10 protein-coding genes are annotated in these 17,971 nt (G+C 37.2%); 3 read left to right on the top strand and 7 right to left on the bottom strand.

Annotated features, from left to right (window positions below; genetic code table 11):
* Window positions 1-238: 238 nt before the first annotated feature.
* Entirely contained in the window at window positions 239-3,049 is a 2,811-nt protein-coding gene (locus WH188_RS09325; protein ID WP_168127364.1) for an NPCBM/NEW2 domain-containing protein, read from the bottom strand.
* A 421-nt stretch (window positions 3,050-3,470) separates the two neighbouring features.
* On the opposite strand from WH188_RS09325, the gene WH188_RS09320 reads away from it, so the two are divergent.
* Window positions 3,471-4,157: a phosphoribosylaminoimidazolesuccinocarboxamide synthase gene (locus WH188_RS09320; protein WP_168127363.1), complete on the top strand. Its 687-nt coding sequence runs from the start codon at window positions 3,471-3,473 to the stop codon at window positions 4,155-4,157.
* Window positions 4,158-4,218: 61 nt separating this feature from the next.
* Here WH188_RS09320 and WH188_RS09315 read toward each other — a convergent pair whose 3' ends face one another.
* The 3 genes from WH188_RS09315 to WH188_RS09305 form a co-directional block, all read right to left on the bottom strand.
* On the bottom strand, window positions 4,219-5,670 hold the full coding sequence (locus WH188_RS09315; RefSeq protein ID WP_339423882.1) for an efflux transporter outer membrane subunit: 1,452 nt from the start codon (window positions 5,668-5,670) through the stop codon (window positions 4,219-4,221).
* Between the two features lie 132 nt (window positions 5,671-5,802).
* The gene (locus tag WH188_RS09310; RefSeq protein ID WP_168127362.1) at window positions 5,803-8,958 is read right to left on the bottom strand and encodes an efflux RND transporter permease subunit; all 3,156 of its coding nucleotides are present in this window, start codon (window positions 8,956-8,958) and stop codon (window positions 5,803-5,805) included.
* A 10-nt stretch (window positions 8,959-8,968) separates the two neighbouring features.
* Complete coding sequence (locus WH188_RS09305) at window positions 8,969-10,093, bottom strand: efflux RND transporter periplasmic adaptor subunit (protein WP_168127361.1); 1,125 nt, start codon at window positions 10,091-10,093, stop codon at window positions 8,969-8,971.
* A 459-nt stretch (window positions 10,094-10,552) separates the two neighbouring features.
* Between WH188_RS09305 and WH188_RS09300 the strand changes: the two genes are divergently transcribed.
* Window positions 10,553-11,161 (top strand): helix-turn-helix transcriptional regulator, encoded by a 609-nt coding sequence (locus tag WH188_RS09300; RefSeq protein WP_237682797.1) that lies wholly within the window; start codon window positions 10,553-10,555, stop codon window positions 11,159-11,161.
* Window positions 11,162-11,299: 138 nt separating this feature from the next.
* Here the strand turns inward: WH188_RS09300 and katG are convergent, their stop codons facing one another.
* The gene (gene katG / locus WH188_RS09295) at window positions 11,300-13,582 is read right to left on the bottom strand and encodes a catalase/peroxidase HPI (protein WP_168127360.1); all 2,283 of its coding nucleotides are present in this window, start codon (window positions 13,580-13,582) and stop codon (window positions 11,300-11,302) included.
* Between the two features lie 547 nt (window positions 13,583-14,129).
* Between katG and WH188_RS09290 the strand changes: the two genes are divergently transcribed.
* Complete coding sequence (locus WH188_RS09290; protein ID WP_168127359.1) at window positions 14,130-14,681, top strand: hypothetical protein; 552 nt, start codon at window positions 14,130-14,132, stop codon at window positions 14,679-14,681.
* 257 nt (window positions 14,682-14,938) lie between these two features.
* Here WH188_RS09290 and WH188_RS09285 read toward each other — a convergent pair whose 3' ends face one another.
* Window positions 14,939-16,414 carry a tetratricopeptide repeat protein gene (locus tag WH188_RS09285; protein WP_168127358.1) on the bottom strand — a complete coding sequence of 492 codons (1,476 nt, stop codon included), beginning with the start codon at window positions 16,412-16,414 and terminating at the stop codon, window positions 14,939-14,941.
* A 224-nt stretch (window positions 16,415-16,638) separates the two neighbouring features.
* A complete protein-coding gene (locus tag WH188_RS09280) occupies window positions 16,639-17,832 on the bottom strand; it encodes an FAD-dependent monooxygenase (RefSeq protein WP_168127357.1) in 1,194 nt (397 codons plus the stop codon).
* Window positions 17,833-17,971 lie beyond the last annotated feature (139 nt).

The raw sequence follows: 17,971 nt of genomic DNA, 5'->3' as shown, positions 1-17,971 counted from the left end.
GATGAACTATACCTTTTATTTTTGTGAAAATCCATTATATTATCGGAAAAATCAATCAACTTCGATACTTGTGCTTCATCAAATAAACAGTATATAAACTTGTAATAGAAACATACGTTTTATAGAAAACTTTCTAAAGAAAAAATTCACAAGCTACGTTACCTTAAAAAACATGATTAAAAAAAGCGCTAAAGCAGGAAATTTGCTTTAGCGCTTTCAACCTGTGTATAAAAGTGGATTATTCTACTACGTACCAAGTATATCCATTTGCTGGTATTTTAACCGTCAATTCTACCGTGTAATCACGGTTCAATTGGTAAGTCGTTAAACTTCCTTCTTGTTCTCGGATTTTTGCTGTTGTGCACAATCCAGTATAATAAAGCGGTACTTGAATTTTACGTACGATTTCTTTATCTGTAGGGTTAAAAAATAATGCAAAAGCTTTCTCTTTTTCATCAGGATTCACGTGCATCATTCCGTCCCAGTCCCGAGCATCAGGTTTACGTAAGTGGATGATATCACTGTTCAATATATTGCGATAACGCTTATACCATTTAATCACATCGACGACCATTTCTTTTGTTTTTGGTGTATCGTAGAGACGAGGCCCTCGGTAACATGCTTGCACACCTGCACCATAATTTTGGATCATATGCATCTTATATTCATGAAGGTGGTCATTCAATGGCTCTAAAGTCGCATCTTTTCCTCCTCCTTGGTACTCTACTAATGGCACAAAACTCCATAAAGATGATGGAATTCTATCCCATGTACAGTCATAATTTAACTGACGTGCATGTATGAGTTGACGATCGCGAGGTAAAGACCAGTTCGCTTCTCTGTAGCCAATTCCAACTTTATTAGATCCATTCAAGAAATAAAAATCGGGTACATTCATGTATATTCCCTGCGTAGACATCCAGTGATAAAGTTCAGTAACCTTCTGAAATTGTTTCCATTGTGAATCTGCTAAACCCTCGTGATGTGCATGGGTAGTCGAAGCACAGAAATCTCCGGGATAAGAACCATCATGTTCAAAACACTTCATGCCTGTCTTTTCAAAAAAGTATTTTATTTTCTCAAAATACTCATACCCCCAATCACTAGCCAGACAGGGGGAACTACCAAAGCGCATCCCTCCACGTTTACCTGTCTCGGGATTAATCACATCGACCTCATCACTGATCCATCTGCTGGCTAAAAGGGAATAACATCCCATATCAATGCCTTTACTACGTGCATAATCAACAAAACCCTTGAATTTCGCGATGTTTGCATCGGAGATATCTTCCGCATTTAACCCCGAACCAAAGCTAAGTATAATCATCTCATAACCTGTCGAATCGCACTGATCTATGGCTCTATGTACCACTTCAGGATCTGTGGATGTTAAATGCATAAAGATAGGATTCTCGCTAGTCCATGGCGCTATAGTCCGATACATCTTACGCGTAAACAATCCTTTACGCTCCCGATCATCACTATCAAATGGCATTTCATAAACAGTGAATGATTGGAAAGTACCTTTACTTTCTAAGCTGTAATTCGGACCAAGCTTAGGTGATACATCCAATACACAAGGAGTCTCCAGGAGATAATTACGTTGCGAGGTGTAAGCAGGATCTGTCACCCATTTTTCTGTAATATCGGTTGTTTTCTCAGTAAAGGCCCCTCCTGCGGCGAAATCACTCTCAACATGAATATTGGGTAATCTAAAAACTGAAGGATCACCATCTCCGGGTGACTCAGGTTCTGAGAATGCCAAATATTCCAATTGAAAGAAGTCAATATTGATTGGTAATGTAGATTCATTAATCACTTCCATTCTTTTACTAATCACCGGAATATGATCATAGATGCTAAAATAAAGCTTCACTTTCACATCCTTCAACTCTCGTTCACCACGAAGGGTAAATACAAGTTGCTGACCTGATATTGGTTCTTTATTAAGTGCCCAGCGATTGCGGGCCCATTTGATTCTTTCTTCCAGTGGTTTTATTTCGAAATCTTCTACCATAAACGATTCCGGTAATGTTGTCATTTTATCTAACCACTCATTCTTAAGATATCCCCTTTCTTCTTGACCATTTAAACCGCCAATATTCCATTTTTTACCGTCAATCTGTATCGTTCCCTCACTACTTACTGCCCTGATCAAGCTTTCCCCTAACATACGGTTCGTAATATCTACCGTCGCCAAATTAGGGAAAATCCGAAAAGTTCGTGACACCATCGCATTTGCTATTATGATATTTTTACCATCTGCCGAAGTGTAAATTCCAGCTTTAGATTTCTGAGGAGTAATTAACCAATCAAATGCCGTCTTGTCTGATGACAATTGTTTCATTAGTGGCAATGCTTTGATTTTCGCAGCAAGTTTCTTACTGATTCTAGCATCCATATTAGCACCAGGGCCCACTGTTCCCACGTCAACAAGTTGGGGTTTTATAGTTTTATAATCAATCTTCGGTGCAATCCAAACGGCGTGATCACCACTAGGACCATCATCAGTTGTTTCGGCCACAAGTTCAAGATACATCACGTCTTTTAAAGGAACGTCAATCTGCTGAGGACGATCTCCTCCTTTAATTACTGAACTTACAAAAATAGGTTTACCATCACCTTTCAAAGTAAATTTTACGGAACCTTTTTCTAAGACAGGATTACTTTTTGTGACACCGACAAACTGTTTCTGTCCTTGCTTTTCAATGAAATGCAATTTGGTACCGTCGACTAATGGTATAATGGTCAAAGATTTATCTTTAACATCAATTTTAGATTCAGCTATACCTACTTGAGCAACAAAACGCGTTGCATTTTTTTCCAACTTAATCTTGATAATACTTTTCGCTTGCACTCCAAGCACATCATCATAAACTGTCCCATTAATCGTTACAGGTTCGCCTGTAACTGAACTTCCCTTCTGCAAAATACCATACTCCTGCCAAGCATGAGATAGATCCAGATCTTTCAACTTGATAGATTCTTGTGCAAACAGAGATTGCCCTATTAAAAGCCCTGCACTGATCAATAATATAGTTTTTAACATATTTTAAGATTCCTCTTTTTTAAGGACAGTGAGACATACAACTGATCACTGCCTTTGTAAATAATATTAGGTTATAAATTCAATTTTTAATCAATAAAATTAAAGTTCCACTGTCCCCTCCCATTCTTGGCAATATTTACCAAGTGTTCCTTATTTACTAAATTGAATAGAGGTGACATTATTTTAAGATTATAATTGTTTATAAATGCTAAACTTAGATAATTTTGATTACATCCGCAATAAAATAGCACTGATTATAATCTTTAAAGCTATATATCGGTATTTATTCACGAATCTTAAAGATATGTCGACTTGTTTATCAATTCAAAACCTTCATTATTCATAATTATGATCTAAAACCAACTTTCTTTATAATATTTACATTATTTTTGTTAATTACATTGATCTATTCTTATTATTTATGAATTTAATTTACAAAGGTAAAACCAAAGATGTCTACAGTCTAGAACAAAATCAAGTACTATTGAAATTTAAAGACGACGTAACTGGTGAAAATGGTGTATTTGATCCTGGAGCAAATACTGTTGGGCTAACCATTGATGGTGCTGGAAAGTCAGGACTTAAAATGACCCAGTTCTTCTTCGAGCGTTTAGCTGAACAGGGTATTGCAACACATTATGTCTCCGCTAATTTAGATGAGGTTAGTATGGTGGTTAAAGAAGCGACTCCATTTGGGAAAGGATTGGAAGTCATTTGTAGATACCGTGCTGTAGGCAGTTTCTTGAGAAGATACGCTGCTTATTGCCAAGAAGGTGATGCGCTAGATGCTTTTGTGGAAGTAACGATTAAAGATGACGAAAGAGGCGATCCTACAATTTCGGATGATGCTTTGGAATTATTAGGTATTTTATCAAAAGCTGATTATCAAGAATTAAAATCTTTAACAAAAAAAATCTGTGGAATCATAAAAACGGAATTGGCAAAGAAGGATTTAGAACTTTACGATATCAAATTGGAATTCGGAAGAGATAAAGCTACGGGAGATCTATTATTAATCGACGAGATTTCAGGTGGAAATATGCGCGTATACAAAAATGGAAGCTATATTGCCCCTTTAGATTTAGAAAAAGACTTTTTAGGAGCTTAATAGCCTACAATCAATAGTATAAGGGCTACCATTATCTCAGGTAGCCCTTTATTATTAGCCGTTAATCCCAACCGCCGCCAAGGGCTCGATACAATTGAACCACAGCATACAATTTTTGACTTTGATCTGCTATATTTTTCAATTCTGCACGTAACAGATTTTGCTCTGCTGTTAGTACGTCGGTATAATTGGTGTTCTGGTGGTTCAGAAACAATTCTTTATTAAATGCAACGGCCTGCGTTAATGCTTCAAGTTGTTTTTTGCGGGATTTCATTTTTTTGATTGCCGTATCATATTCAAAAAGTGCATTAGAAACTTCCTGGCTGGCTACCAATAGAGATTTCTCGAATTGATACAACGCCTGTTGCTGTTTTGCTTGAGCAGTTGACAGTCTTGCTTTATTGACACCTTTATTGAAAATAGGCTGTGCAATCCCCCCTGCTATAGAACCAAATAAACTTGCACTCGAAAACCACTGATTCCAACCAAGATTTGAAAAACCTCCAGCAGCTGTTATAGATAATGCAGGATAGAAATATGTACGTGCTACATTCGTTTCCTCAAATGCCGCTCTAAAATTAAATTCTGCCATTTGAACATCAGGACGGTGCGCGAGCAATTGTGCGGGAATTCCAGGATTTAAATCATAATTCACCTGTTGTTGCATTAGAGACTGTCTGAGGATGGCACTAGGATGTCGGCCTACTAAAAAACTAAGCCTATTTTCAGTTTCTTTAATCTTTTGCTCAATATCCGGCACATCTAGTTCTGCTTCATAATAGATTGCTTTACTCTGTACTACCGCTACGCCATTAAGCATTGCATTTTCAAAAAGTTCCGCTATTGCGGCCGCATCTTCAGCACGGTTCTCAGCAGTTTTTTTAATTATCATCAACTGTTGATCCAGAGCCAGTAATTCGTAATAATCTGAGGCAATATTGGCAATTAACTGTGTTTGTACCGCACGCTTTGCGGCATCAGTCGCTAAAAGCTGTGACAACGCAACACGTTTAGCGCTTCCAAGTTTACCCCAGATATCAATTTCCCAGTCCGTATATAATCGCATATCATATTGGGTATTATTACGCGGATAACCAAAACTCTGAAAAGCGGGCATCTGTTGTGCATTGGCAGAGATACTAGCTTCTAATGAAGGCAAAAATGCCGCTTTTTTTAATCGCACATTTACCTGCGCCTCCGTAATCCGCTCAACTGCAATTTTGATGTCTATATTCGCTTGTAACCCCTCTGTGATCAATTGCTGCAACATAGTATCTGTAAACATATCAGACCATTTCACAGTAGCTATATTGATCGTATCATGAGCTATATTCTTCACATAACCTGAATCAAGAGCACTATAAGTAGGTGACCGAAAGCTGTTTTTAACTTTATTTTCCGGCACACTATAGGGACGGGTTACGTGACAAGAACTCCAGGTCAAAAGTCCCAGTATTGACATGAATGCCAATCTATAGGATTTTTTTTTCAATTGACTATAATAATGTATCATATCTTAATTTTTAAATTTTCACACTAGCCTTTTTCTGTTTGATCAATATGAAGCTAGCGTAAGATTATATGCGCTAAGCACGAAAATTTTATTTATTTTATTAAGCGACCGAATAAGTCGAAATCTAGCATGTTAATGTTCATCTTCTAATATACGAGGTGTATGGCTTGGCTCCTTGACACCAAATAGTCTTTCCTGTAATGCCTGGAAAACAATAAATAAAATAGGAATAACAAACACACCAAATACAGTCCCGATCAACATCCCTCCTACAGCCGCAGTTCCGATAGATTTATTACTCAATGCACCTGCACCAGTAGCTAACATCAATGGAATCAATCCGAAAATAAATGCGAAGGAAGTCATTAAAATAGGTCGTAACCTTGATTTTGCGCCATAGATTGCGGACTGCACCAATGTTCTTCCGCTCAATCGATGCAAAAGTGCAAACTCCACAATAAGAATCGCATTTTTAGCCAATAAACCGATCAACATGATGAGACTGATCTGTAAGAATATGTTATTATCTACCGAAAATAACTTCGCAAAAATAAAAGCTCCAGCTAAACCGATTGGCAATGATAAAAGAACGGAAAGTGGCAGGATGTAACTCTTATATTGAGCGCTTAAAAGGAAATAGATAAAAAGAAGACACAGTGAAAATATTAATACTGTTTGACTACCGCTAGACAGCTCTTCGCGGGTCAAACCCGAAAACTCATAGGTATAGCCACGGTCTAAGGTTTGAGCTGCTGTCTCCTCTATCGCTTTAATAGCATCTCCAGAGCTATATCCTTCATTCGGTATCCCTGTTATGGTACTTGAAGTAAATAAGTTAAAACGTTGAATAAATTCAGGTCCATACGTCTTCTTCAAAGTAACAAATTCAGATATCGGTGCCATATTGCCTTTAAAAGTTCGCACATAAATCTTATTAATATCTTCTTCTTTTGCTCTATAATCAGCTCCTGCCTGCATCATGACACGATATTGCTTTCCAAAGCGATTAAGGTCAGAGGCGTAGATACCTCCAAAATATCCCTGAAGTGTCGTCAGTACCGTATTAACACTTACACCTGCGGCCTTACATTGGGCTACGTTGACATTAATTTCTAACTCAGGAAAACCAATATTAAAAGAACTCGTAGCATAATTGATTTCAGGGCGTTGATTTAAAGCACCAATGAACGTATCGATATTTTTATTAAACTGTAGATAATTTCCACCTGTTTTATCTTGTAGCTGCAACTCAAAACCATTACTATTACCAAACCCCTGCAATGTCGGTGCAGCAAAGAAAATAATATTTGCTTCTTTGATATGAGCAGTTTTTTGAAATAACTTCTGTACAACAGCTGCGGCACTTTGCTCTTTTCCGGCACGTTCTTTCCAGGGTTTTAACCGAATGAACAATGCTCCATAGGAACCTCCAGTACCGTGCAGTAAGTCCATGCCTGAGAGTGTAGAAGATAATTCGACTTCCGGTATACTGCGCGCAATACTGTCGACTTCAAATGCAATCTTTTCCGTACGTTCTAGAGTAGATGCCGGCGGTAAAACCACATTTCCATAGATAGCACCACCATCTTCATTAGGGACAAAACCTGTCGGTGTTGTTTTTACCAAGAAATAACATACCAGCGCAAATGTTGCAATACCTGCAAATGAAATCCATTTATGACGGATTAAAAGGCGTACGACACCAATATATTTATTGGTTACTACTTCAAAAGCCACATTAAAACTGGTAAAAAACTTTGGCAAGAAACCCTTTGGCTTTTCAACATCTGCTACATGGGGTTTTAACAGTAAAGCACATAGAGCGGGACTTAATGTTAACGCATTTATTGCTGAAATAATAATGGCCACTGCCAATGTCAGTCCAAACTGTTTGTAAAATACTCCAGCAGATCCTGTAATGAAAGTGACTGGTACAAAAACCGCCGACATAATCAACGTAATTGAAATAATGGCACCACTGATTTCGCTCATGGCATGCAATGTAGCTTTCTTGGCCGATTTAGCCCCTTGATCTAATTTTGCATGTACTGCTTCGACCACCACAATAGCATCATCAACCACAATGCCTATGGCCAACACCAGTGCAAACAAAGTAAGGAGGTTGATGGTGAAACCAAAAAGCTTTAAAAAGAAAAACGTTCCTATAATGGCGACCGGTACTGCGATCGCTGGAATCAAAGTCGAACGCAGATCCTGTAAAAAGAGAAAGACCACTAAAAAAACCAATATAAATGCTTCAATAATTGTATAAATAACCTTCTCAACCGAAGCATCCAAAAAATCATTTGCATTCAAGAAAGTATGATATTCCACTCCTGGAGGAAAATCCTTTGACGCTTCTTTTAAAATATTTTCACAAGCAATGATCAAATCTCTTGCATTAGATCCCGAAATCTGGCTAATGGCACCTCCGGAAGAAAGTTTTCCCTGCGTAATTAGCGATGTCGTATAATCCAGGGCGCCAAATTCAATATCTGCGACCTCCTTTAAACGTAAGTAATCGCCCGCAACACCACTTTTCAAGATAATATTTTCAAATTGTTCAGGATCTTCGAGGCGCCCCGTATATTTCAATGCATATTGTAATGATTGACGGCTATTTTCACCTATTTTTCCCGGTGCAGCTTCAATATTTTGTTCCCTTAATGCTGCCATAATGTCTTCCGGTATAAGACCATGAGTGGCCATAACATCCGGTTTCAACCAAATACGCATCGAGTATTCCTGATCACTATAAATCTCTGTAGCACCAACACCCTCAACCCTTTTCATCTGAGGCATAATATTTATACGCAGGTAGTTATCCAGAAACTTCCTATCGTATTTTCCATCTTTACTGTAAAGCAAAAAACTAAAAGCCGTACTGCTCAACTGCTTGCTTGTTGTAATTCCTGCTTTAATAACCTCCGCTGGTAGCAAGCTAGTAGCTTTACTGACCCGATTCTGTACATTCACTGCGGCCATATCTGCATTCGTTCCCTGTTTAAAAAAGATGGTAATAGTTGCAGTACCATTATTACTACCCGTAGAAGTCATGTAAGTCATATTCTCTACACCATTAATCTGTTCCTCCAAGGGTATAATCACACTTTTCATTACAACATTCGCGTTTGCTCCTTGATAAGAGGCTGTTACAACAACTGTCGGAGGTGCAATTTCTGGATATTGTGAAATAGGAAGTGACATCAGTCCCAGGATTCCCAGCATCACAATTATTATCGATATTACCGTCGATAGAACGGGATTTTCTATAAATTTTTTCAGCATTTCTTCTCTATTATTTTGTGGATACAGGGTTAGGTTGAATTTGCATACCATCTTTTAGGTTTCCAATTCCTTCAGTGATAACCATATCACCAGGCGCAAGCCCATATTGCACCACATAGTGTTGTTCTGTTGCTATCGGCAATACCTTTATTTCGGTAAGGTGTACGGTATTTTTAGCCTCTACCGTGTAGACATAGTGATTTCCCTGCATTTCAAAAACCGCTTTTTTAGGAACCTTCACTGCTTCATCAATTGTTGTCGGGAGCTGTAAAGTTGCGCTCGCTCCGCTCCATAATAAACCATCAGGATTTGGAAATAATGCTCTAAAATTTGCAGATCCGGTTTCTAAACTTATGACCCCGCTCAGACTCTGAATTTTTCCTTTAGACCCGTAATCTTTTCCATCAGCAGTCCGTAAATTAACGTGAGGTATATTCCTTAACTTCTCAGCCATGCTCTTACCTGGATATTGATTTAGAAAGCTATTAAGCTGTTTCTGACTCAAAGAAAAATGCGCATATACTTCCTTCGTATTCGCAATTGTGGTCAAAGCAGTTTCAGAAGTACTACTGACTAGACTGCCCTTTTTAAGTGGCAACCGTCCTACTATACCTGATATTGGGCTAACAATCTGTGTAAATGCTAGTTGTGATTGTGCATCTGACAATGCTGCTTTTGCCTGATTAAGTTCAGCCTTTTTAACCCTTTCTACATTCTTCGCTGTCGTCAGTTCAAATGAATTTACGATTTTCTTGTCCACAAGAGACTGCGTTCTCAACACTTGAATACTAGCCGTTTCTAGGGCTGCTTCCACTGCTAATACTGCCGCTTTTCGTTGATTCACATCCTGCACGAATCGATTGGCATCTATTTTAAATAGCTTTTGCCCAGTGTGCACAAGACTGCCTTCTTCGATAAAGACTTCCTCTATATAACCATCTACTTTTGAACGAATCTCTACTGTCTGCAATCCTTCTAACGTCGTTGGATACTCTACCGACAGAGTCGCTTTTTCAGATTTTAGTGTAAGTACAGGATAGGCAATTATTTCACTTGTTGCTGTTTCTTTCTTTGAATCGCAGGAGACCATTCCCGAGACGAGAAATAACAATAGATATAAGTGCATTTTTTTCATGATAATAATTTAGTAATGAAACAATAAGTAATAAACTAGGCATGAGCTTTTGCCTGAGATTCCATACATATTATCGTTAAAAGACTAGACATAGGAATTCCGCTCCCCGCTCAAACCTGTATTTAGCTTGGGGATATTTTTACTCTTTTCTAGTGATAAAAACTAGATTTTAATCTTTATAGTAGTGAAATTACCTCTTCAGTATATTCCAATAGGGAACAACAGTTGTAAAGGCAAGAAATGCTGACTGAGCAATCTTTTTCGGACGGTGTATTTCTGGTGTATCTATCCACATAAAAATAATTATTACAATTCTTACTTAGCATTTACCAAATTTGATAATCAGAAGAAGTAGACTTACATGTATCTATTTTGATAAGTGTAACAAAAGTAGTAATTTTGAATAATAAAACAACCAAATACTTGTTTTATTATTTTATGACGACAAACCGAATTTTAATGTTACTGAAAATGCGAGGTCCGTTAACGGCACTCGACATTGCCCATGAATTAAAAATAACCAAAGAAGGTGTTAGGCAACAGCTGGTTAAATTTATGGATGAAGGCTTGATTGAAGTAGAGACAGAATCAAAGGGAGTCGGGCGGCCACAAAAATATTTCAATATTTCAGAACTCGGAAACAGCAAATTTCCGGATACCCATGCAGAGTTAACGGTGAAATTATTGACAATAATTAAAGAGTCAATAGGGACAGAAGCTTTACAGACGATCATTGAAGTCAATGAAGCAACAGGAAAAAAAAGATATCATGAAGAGATCGACCCTTTACCCAATCTAAAGTCTAAGATTGAAAGATTAGTCTCCATTCGTACCCGAGAGGGCTACATGGCAGATTATACTGAAGATGACGAGGGATATCTGCTAGTAGAAAATCATTGTCCTATTTGTGCAGCGGCTAAAGTCTGCCAAGGATTTTGTGCTTCAGAACTTCAGATTTTTCAATCCGTCTTAGGCGAATCCGTCTTGGTACAACGTACCGATCATATCATAGCAGGGGCGAGACGTTGTGCATACCGTATCGTATCTTCTGCAAAAGGTTTCGAATAGCATTACACAGAAAATCCTCTCAAATTAAATGAGAGGATTTTCTGTATAAATAGGAATTAAACAGTATCGGTGGCTGAATGACTTCATCCAAGCCAAAGCAAATCGATATGCTCTAAAAGGTATTGATTAAACCCTTATTTAAGATATCTTATCAAAACGATCAGCATTCATCACTTTATTCCAAGCTTTTATAAAAGCATCCACAAATGACTTTTCATTGCCAGACTCAGCATACACTTCTGCAACAGCCCGAAGTTCAGCATGCGAGCCAAATACGAGATCAGCACGTGTCGCAGTCCACTTCGGTTGACCCGATTTACGGCAACTACCTAAATACAATTCTTTCGTTTCATCCATTGGCTTCCATTGCGTTGCCATATCTAAAAGATTTACGAAAAAATCATTGGTCAGCTGTCCTGGACGTGAGGTAAATACACCATGTTTAGATTCGTCAAAATTGATATCAAGTACACGAAGACCTCCTATTAGAACAGTCATTTCAGGAACTGAAAGATTTAATAATTGTGCTTTATCGATCAATAATTCTTCGGTAGATACTGCTTTGTTTTTTAATTTACGATAATTTCTAAATGCATCTGCTAGTGGTTCTAAGAAGGCAATCGACTCTACATCAGTTTGGTCTTGACTAGCATCTGTACGCCCCGAAATAAAAGGAACTTCCACATCGTAACCCGCCTGGTGTGCCGCTTTTTCAATAGCAGCCGCACCCGATAAAACAATCAGATCAGCAATTGAAACTTTTTTCCCTCCAAACTGTGCATTATTAAACCGTGTTTGAATGTCTGTTAATATTGTTAATACCTTATTTAATTGCATCGGTTTATTGACCTCCCAGGCATTCATCGGAGCTAAGCGGATTCGAGCTCCATTTCCTCCTCCCCGTTTATCCGAATTACGAAAAGTTGAGGCCGAAGCCCATGCTGTAGATACCAGTTCCGAAATCGATAGACTTGTATTTAAAATCTGTGCTTTTAGAGATTGAATATCTGTCTCATCAATCTCAGCATAATCAACCTTAGGAAGTGGATCCTGCCATATAAACTCTTCATGAGGCACATCGGCACCTAAATAACGCGAACGAGGTCCCATATCACGGTGCGTTAATTTGAACCAGGCACGAGCAAATGCATCAGCAAACTCTTGTGGATTATCCTTGAAGCGACGTGATATTTTTTCGTATTCAGGATCAAAACGCAAAGACAAGTCTGTGGTCAGCATAGTCGGTTTTAATTTTTTATTCGGATCGTGCGCGTGCGGAATAATATCACCAGCATCTTTAGCTACCCACTGATGAGCTCCAGCAGGACTTTTTGTTAACTCCCATTCAAAATCAAACAAGTTTTCAAAAAACAGATTTGTCCACTCTGTAGGTCTACTTGTCCAGGTCACTTCCAGACCTGAAGTAATGGTATCTCCACCTCTCCCTGTACCAAAAGAATTTTCCCACCCGAGTCCTTGAGATTCTAAACCAGCAGATTCAGGTTCCTTACCAACATGATCAGCAGACGCTGCTCCATGCGTTTTACCAAACGTATGCCCGCCGGCAATCAATGCGACCGTTTCTTCATCATCCATAGCCATACGTCCAAAAGTATCCCGGATATCTTTTGCTGCCGCAATAGGATCGGGATTACCATCAGGTCCTTCCGGATTTACATAAATTAAACCCATTTGAACTGCTGCCAATGGGTTTTCTAAATTTCGGCTATGAATCTTACCATCAGCGTCATCGTCAGACACCAATACGCCATGTCCTTCCTTTACTCCCTCAGATCCATCTGCATAACGAACGTCGCCACCAAGCCATGTTTTCTCTGAGCCCCAATATACATCCTGATCTGCTTCCCAAACATCCTCACGTCCTCCTGCAAAACCCAAAGTTTTAAAGCCCATTGATTCCAAAGCCATATTCCCGGTTAAAATCAATAAGTCTGCCCAAGAAATCTTACGTCCATATTTTTGTTTTATAGGCCATAACAATCGTCTTGCTTTATCTAAGCTCACGTTATCTGGCCAGCTATTTAAAGGTGCGAAACGTTGCTGTCCTCGACCTGCTCCCCCACGTCCATCGCCAACACGGTAAGTCCCTGCACTATGCCAAGCCATACGAATAAATAATGGTCCATAATGACCAAAATCCGCAGGCCACCAATCTTGAGATTTTGTCATTAATTCCTTTAAATCATTTTTTATTGCATCCAGATCCAAACTTTCAAATTCTCTTTTATAATCAAAATCCAAACCCATAGGATCAGACTTTACATCATGTTGACGCAATAAATTAACTTTTAACTGGTTTGGCCACCAATCTTGATTTGTTGTACCTCCACCAGCAACAGCCTTACGCAATGTTCCATTATGAAATGGACACTTATTAATGTCATTGAATTCGTTTTCCATTGGTTTCTAATTTTTCAAATAATTAACGTTCTATTTTGGCTATCTCAACTAACTAAATTTAAACAAAAAAAAATAGCAAATGAAATTTATCTGATCTTTAGGCTCTCCTAATAAATTAACCTTCAATAGAATATAATTTACACAGATAAAATTATTAACAAATCCTATAAACAGATGAACTGTATATTCTTTCCTATTAAAAATACAAGGTTATTTTACGCAAGAACATCATTCTTCTTGAAAGTAACTAATGCATGACACTTTAAGATCCCTTCGCGCAGTTTCCATGAAGTAATAATAATTACATCATAAGATAAATTATTAAATTCTATTTCGTATATTAACCCAATAATTATATACTATTTTTAAAATAAATCTAATAGACACTTTAAAGTTTATATTTCGCATTATTTATGAAGATCAAAACAAGGTTTAAGACAAACTTTGTTAAGGATTCACGATCGTATGCCATGTAATTTAAATCATCCGAAAGTTTTGATACATCAAGGCACAACAAACAGTTAGTTACCTATAAATACCCAATATTATGAATAAAGAAGAAAATCGAAAGCCTAAATTAAGATTAAAAAAAGAGATTCAGGATAAGCTTGAGGCTGAAAACATTACTCTAGAAGAGTTTTTTGAACAGAAGGAAAAAGAGAAAAATGACAGATTCACCCAGGAACTCCAAGATTACCGTTTAAAATATCCTGAGCCTCCACAAATAGTGGTTGAAATAGAATTGGCTGAAAATATTCAAAATTTAGGTTATAAAAAACAATTTTTTAACCGTAAAGATGCTGATTTTTTGGTTAGAGAGATTGAAAACTGGGAAAATGAAAATAGCTATATGGAAATAGAACCTTTCACCGATGATCAAAAAGAAAAAATGATTCAGACCTATATTACCACAGGTATACGATATGATTTTAAAAACATAGGTATCACATTATATTATGCTCCTATATTCTACCAAAACAACTATGACAATGGAAGATCTCTATTGAATTATGGCACTTTATTGTATAAATATGATCATTTCAAAAATGAATTCTCAATTGCCGATAACGATGATTTTCACGACATAACGTTTTCATAATCGATCAGTTAAATATCTCAATTCACCGATCTTCATCAGATGTACAAAAGCAAAAAAAAGAGCTAAATCATAATGAAATGAATTAGCTCTTTTCTAATTTTACCCTTAAGTTTATCACAACTTTAGTCAAACTACCTATCTAAATTCTTACGGTATCGATTATAAATATTGTTAGACGGTATATTTGTACCCAAAAACAGCAAATATTTTATGATTTTATTTTCGGATCGATTTAATTCTCGTAATTTTTATATCTGTTATTTCAGACAATCGACTAGCAAAGTATCTTCTACTTGAATGGCCATTTCTTTTGCTTTGAGCAAATCGGAACAATAATCTACGTCATTCAAAAACCGTTTAATTTGCCCCCTGACATAATATGAAAACCCATTATTTGGTTCCAGCTCAATTGCCTTATTACAATCTCCCAAAGCATTTAACAGATTTGGTTTGTCTTTTTTAGATTTCATAATCCAGTTTATTCGAAAAGGTTTATTCGGCAGTTTACTGCTCATAATTATATTTGACTGTTTGGATTTTTCAGCTAAACATACTTGAGCAATTGCTCTATTGACATAAGCTAACGCATATTTTTCATTGCTCCGGATACTGTGATCAAAATCTTCTAAAGCAAGTTTATATTGATGTTGAAGCAAATAAATATGTCCCCTCCTATTCCAATATAGTTCCTTTTCAAAACTACTGCCATTAGGCATCAGCTCTATCGCTTTATTTATAGCAGATAACCCCTCATCCAGATTTTCAGATTGAACTTTACATTCGGCATCATTATAATATATACCGGCAATTGATACATTGTAATAAGAATTGATATCTTGCTCGCTCGCATTTGTAAACCGTGGATTTTTTTTTAATTCCGTCATCATCCCCTCTTTATTGGCTAATGCATGATCATAATTTAGCGATGCATTTTTAAAATCTTTTAACGCTAGGTATGTGTTACCTCGAAAAGATAAAAGCATTGCATTATTGGGAAATTTATTGAGCCCGGCATCATAAATTTCCAGCGCTTTATCAAATTTTTGTAAATTATAAAAAGCCACTCCTCGCTGGTAATAAAAACTGGCTTTACTATTATCGCAAAAATCCAGCAATGCATCATCTATCCTTTTAAAAAATGCGGAGTCATTAATTTTCACCTGCTGTGCGAGATCTTTTGCAGTAGTAAAATCCTGACAGGAGGCATCCATATCTTCCATTTCAAAATACACTTCAGCTCTGTTCAAGTAAGCTCGAAAATGATTCGGGTTTAATTGGATCGCCTTAGCATAATCTTCTAAAGCCTTTTCAGGTTGTTTTAAATGATGATAGATCGTACCTCTAGCATCAAACAGTCGATCATCCTGTGGATCAATCGCCACTGCCGTATCCAAGTAAGTTAAAGCTTGAGTAAAATCGTTTTTAGCCGCATAAATTAGACCTATATTTAAATAGCAACGTGAACAGGTGGGGTTCATGGAAAGTGCTTTACGATAATATTTCTCTCCCAACACCATATTGCTTATCTGGAGGTACTGGTATCCCGTTAAGCGTAACAAAATCTCATTTTCAGGATGTTTTTTTACCTGCATCTCCAAATAACGGATGATCTTTTCAGATTGACCAATCAGATTTAAAGAATCTACTGTCTTTTCAAAAACACTTTTATGCTGCCCAAATACCTGTGCAGTAAACAAAAATGAAAAGAAAAACATAGTAAACATCAATCTCATAATGTAAAATTTGATATAATTATCACAGATTAGGTCTTGTAAATCGACAAGCCATAAAAGTGCTCACCGTTAAAACAATTCCTGCATTAATCATGCCTAATTTTAATAAACAACTGCTTAAATCCAAACGCAATCTGACTCATAATACATAAATCAAATAACCAAATTCGCTAAAAATCTTTTAACAGTAATTTACTTATATACTATGTTCCCCAATCTCTTTGCTAACTATAATAAGGTAATTGGATACGCTCTTTTATTTCTTTTTTCCCTTTTGCGCCAAAGAGCTTTGCTATTTTTTTCACCAATTTACTTGATGCAATTCCTAGCACAGTATTGAACACTTTGATTCCAAACTTTGTTTTCGGATGTGCTAGCCATGGTACTCCCGGGGGTAGATTCTGAATATCTTCAACATAAGGGCGCATTAACTTTTCATAAGCTTCAAAGGCATCTTGATGATTCTGGTGTCTCGACAATTCTCCAGCCAATACATATGCACCAACTATAGAAAGACTTGCCCCCATTCCTGACATCGGAGTTGGACAATAAGCCGCATCCCCAACCATAGCACATCTTCCATTGGTCCATCGAGGTGCCTTCACTTGACTTATACTATCAAAATAAACATCTTTACTTTCCTCCAATCCTTGTAGCAGACGTGGTGCCTGCCAACCAGCATCAGCAAACTTTTGCTTCAAAATTCCTTTCTGCTCTTGCAAACTAAGTTTTTCGTACCCTTTCTCTGGCGATAGAAAAGAAAATGATGCACGGGTGGTTCCTACATTATCTGGTCTTAGGTTTAATACTCTTGATTCTGGTGCATTATACCAATAAGCCCATGACGTGTCAGAATCAATACGTGGAATAGTCAAATAAGAGCAGTAAACTCCAATATATTTGATCACGGGCTCATCTCCAAAAATTAGCTTCCGTGTTGACGAACGAATTCCATCAGCAGCAATGACCAAATCAAAGGAGCGCGGAGTACTATTTTTAAAAGTAACATTCACTTTATCTTTATCTTCTACTAAAGCTAGAATCTGATCTCCAAAAATATAGGGAATATTATCTTTAGTCGCATTAAAAAATACCTGCGCAAGATCTCCACGCAAAATCTCAAGTTCTGCGGTTCCGAATCCACCATTAGTTTTAGGAAATTCAGCTAAAGTATGATTGTTAACATCAACAAAACGGATTCCTAGTTCACCTGTATTTGCTGCTCTGATTTCATCTTCGAGCCCCATTAGCTGTACTACTTTCTGAGCTTCATCTCTAACATCTATATTTTGTCCGCCTAATCTCAATTCTTCTGCACGCTCTACGATGGTGACATCAAAACCAAATCGATGTAACCAAAATGCTAAAGCCGGACCAGCAATACTAGCGCCTGATACAAGTACTGTTCTTTTTTCCATTGATTTTTATGTTTTATGACTCATCTACAATACGAATAACAGTTGAAATTCACATCGTACTGAATTTTCACACTGCTCCCTTTATGTACCGGTTCAATTAGTCCAGAAATATTTTCACTTTCTCTAATGTAAACCTATT

The sequence above is a fragment of the Sphingobacterium sp. MYb388 genome (genome assembly GCF_037479535.1).
Classification (GTDB): domain Bacteria; phylum Bacteroidota; class Bacteroidia; order Sphingobacteriales; family Sphingobacteriaceae; genus Sphingobacterium; species Sphingobacterium anhuiense.
This window is presented reverse-complemented; position numbering and strand designations above follow the sequence as displayed.

What these genes read in the sequence shown, in the direction of transcription:
- WH188_RS09325 (WP_168127364.1), bottom strand. Translation starts at nt 3,049, where the DNA reads ATGTTAAAAACTATATTATTGATCAGTGCAGGGCTTTTAATAGGGCAA.
- WH188_RS09320 (WP_168127363.1), top strand. Translation starts at nt 3,471, where the DNA reads ATGAATTTAATTTACAAAGGTAAAACCAAAGATGTCTACAGTCTAGAA.
- WH188_RS09315 (WP_339423882.1), bottom strand. Translation starts at nt 5,670, where the DNA reads ATGATACATTATTATAGTCAATTGAAAAAAAAATCCTATAGATTGGCA.
- WH188_RS09310 (WP_168127362.1), bottom strand. Translation starts at nt 8,958, where the DNA reads ATGCTGAAAAAATTTATAGAAAATCCCGTTCTATCGACGGTAATATCG.
- WH188_RS09305 (WP_168127361.1), bottom strand. Translation starts at nt 10,093, where the DNA reads ATGAAAAAAATGCACTTATATCTATTGTTATTTCTCGTCTCGGGAATG.
- WH188_RS09300 (WP_237682797.1), top strand. Translation starts at nt 10,553, where the DNA reads ATGTTACTGAAAATGCGAGGTCCGTTAACGGCACTCGACATTGCCCAT.
- katG (WP_168127360.1), bottom strand. Translation starts at nt 13,582, where the DNA reads ATGGAAAACGAATTCAATGACATTAATAAGTGTCCATTTCATAATGGA.
- WH188_RS09290 (WP_168127359.1), top strand. Translation starts at nt 14,130, where the DNA reads ATGAATAAAGAAGAAAATCGAAAGCCTAAATTAAGATTAAAAAAAGAG.
- WH188_RS09285 (WP_168127358.1), bottom strand. Translation starts at nt 16,414, where the DNA reads ATGAGATTGATGTTTACTATGTTTTTCTTTTCATTTTTGTTTACTGCA.
- WH188_RS09280 (WP_168127357.1), bottom strand. Translation starts at nt 17,832, where the DNA reads ATGGAAAAAAGAACAGTACTTGTATCAGGCGCTAGTATTGCTGGTCCG.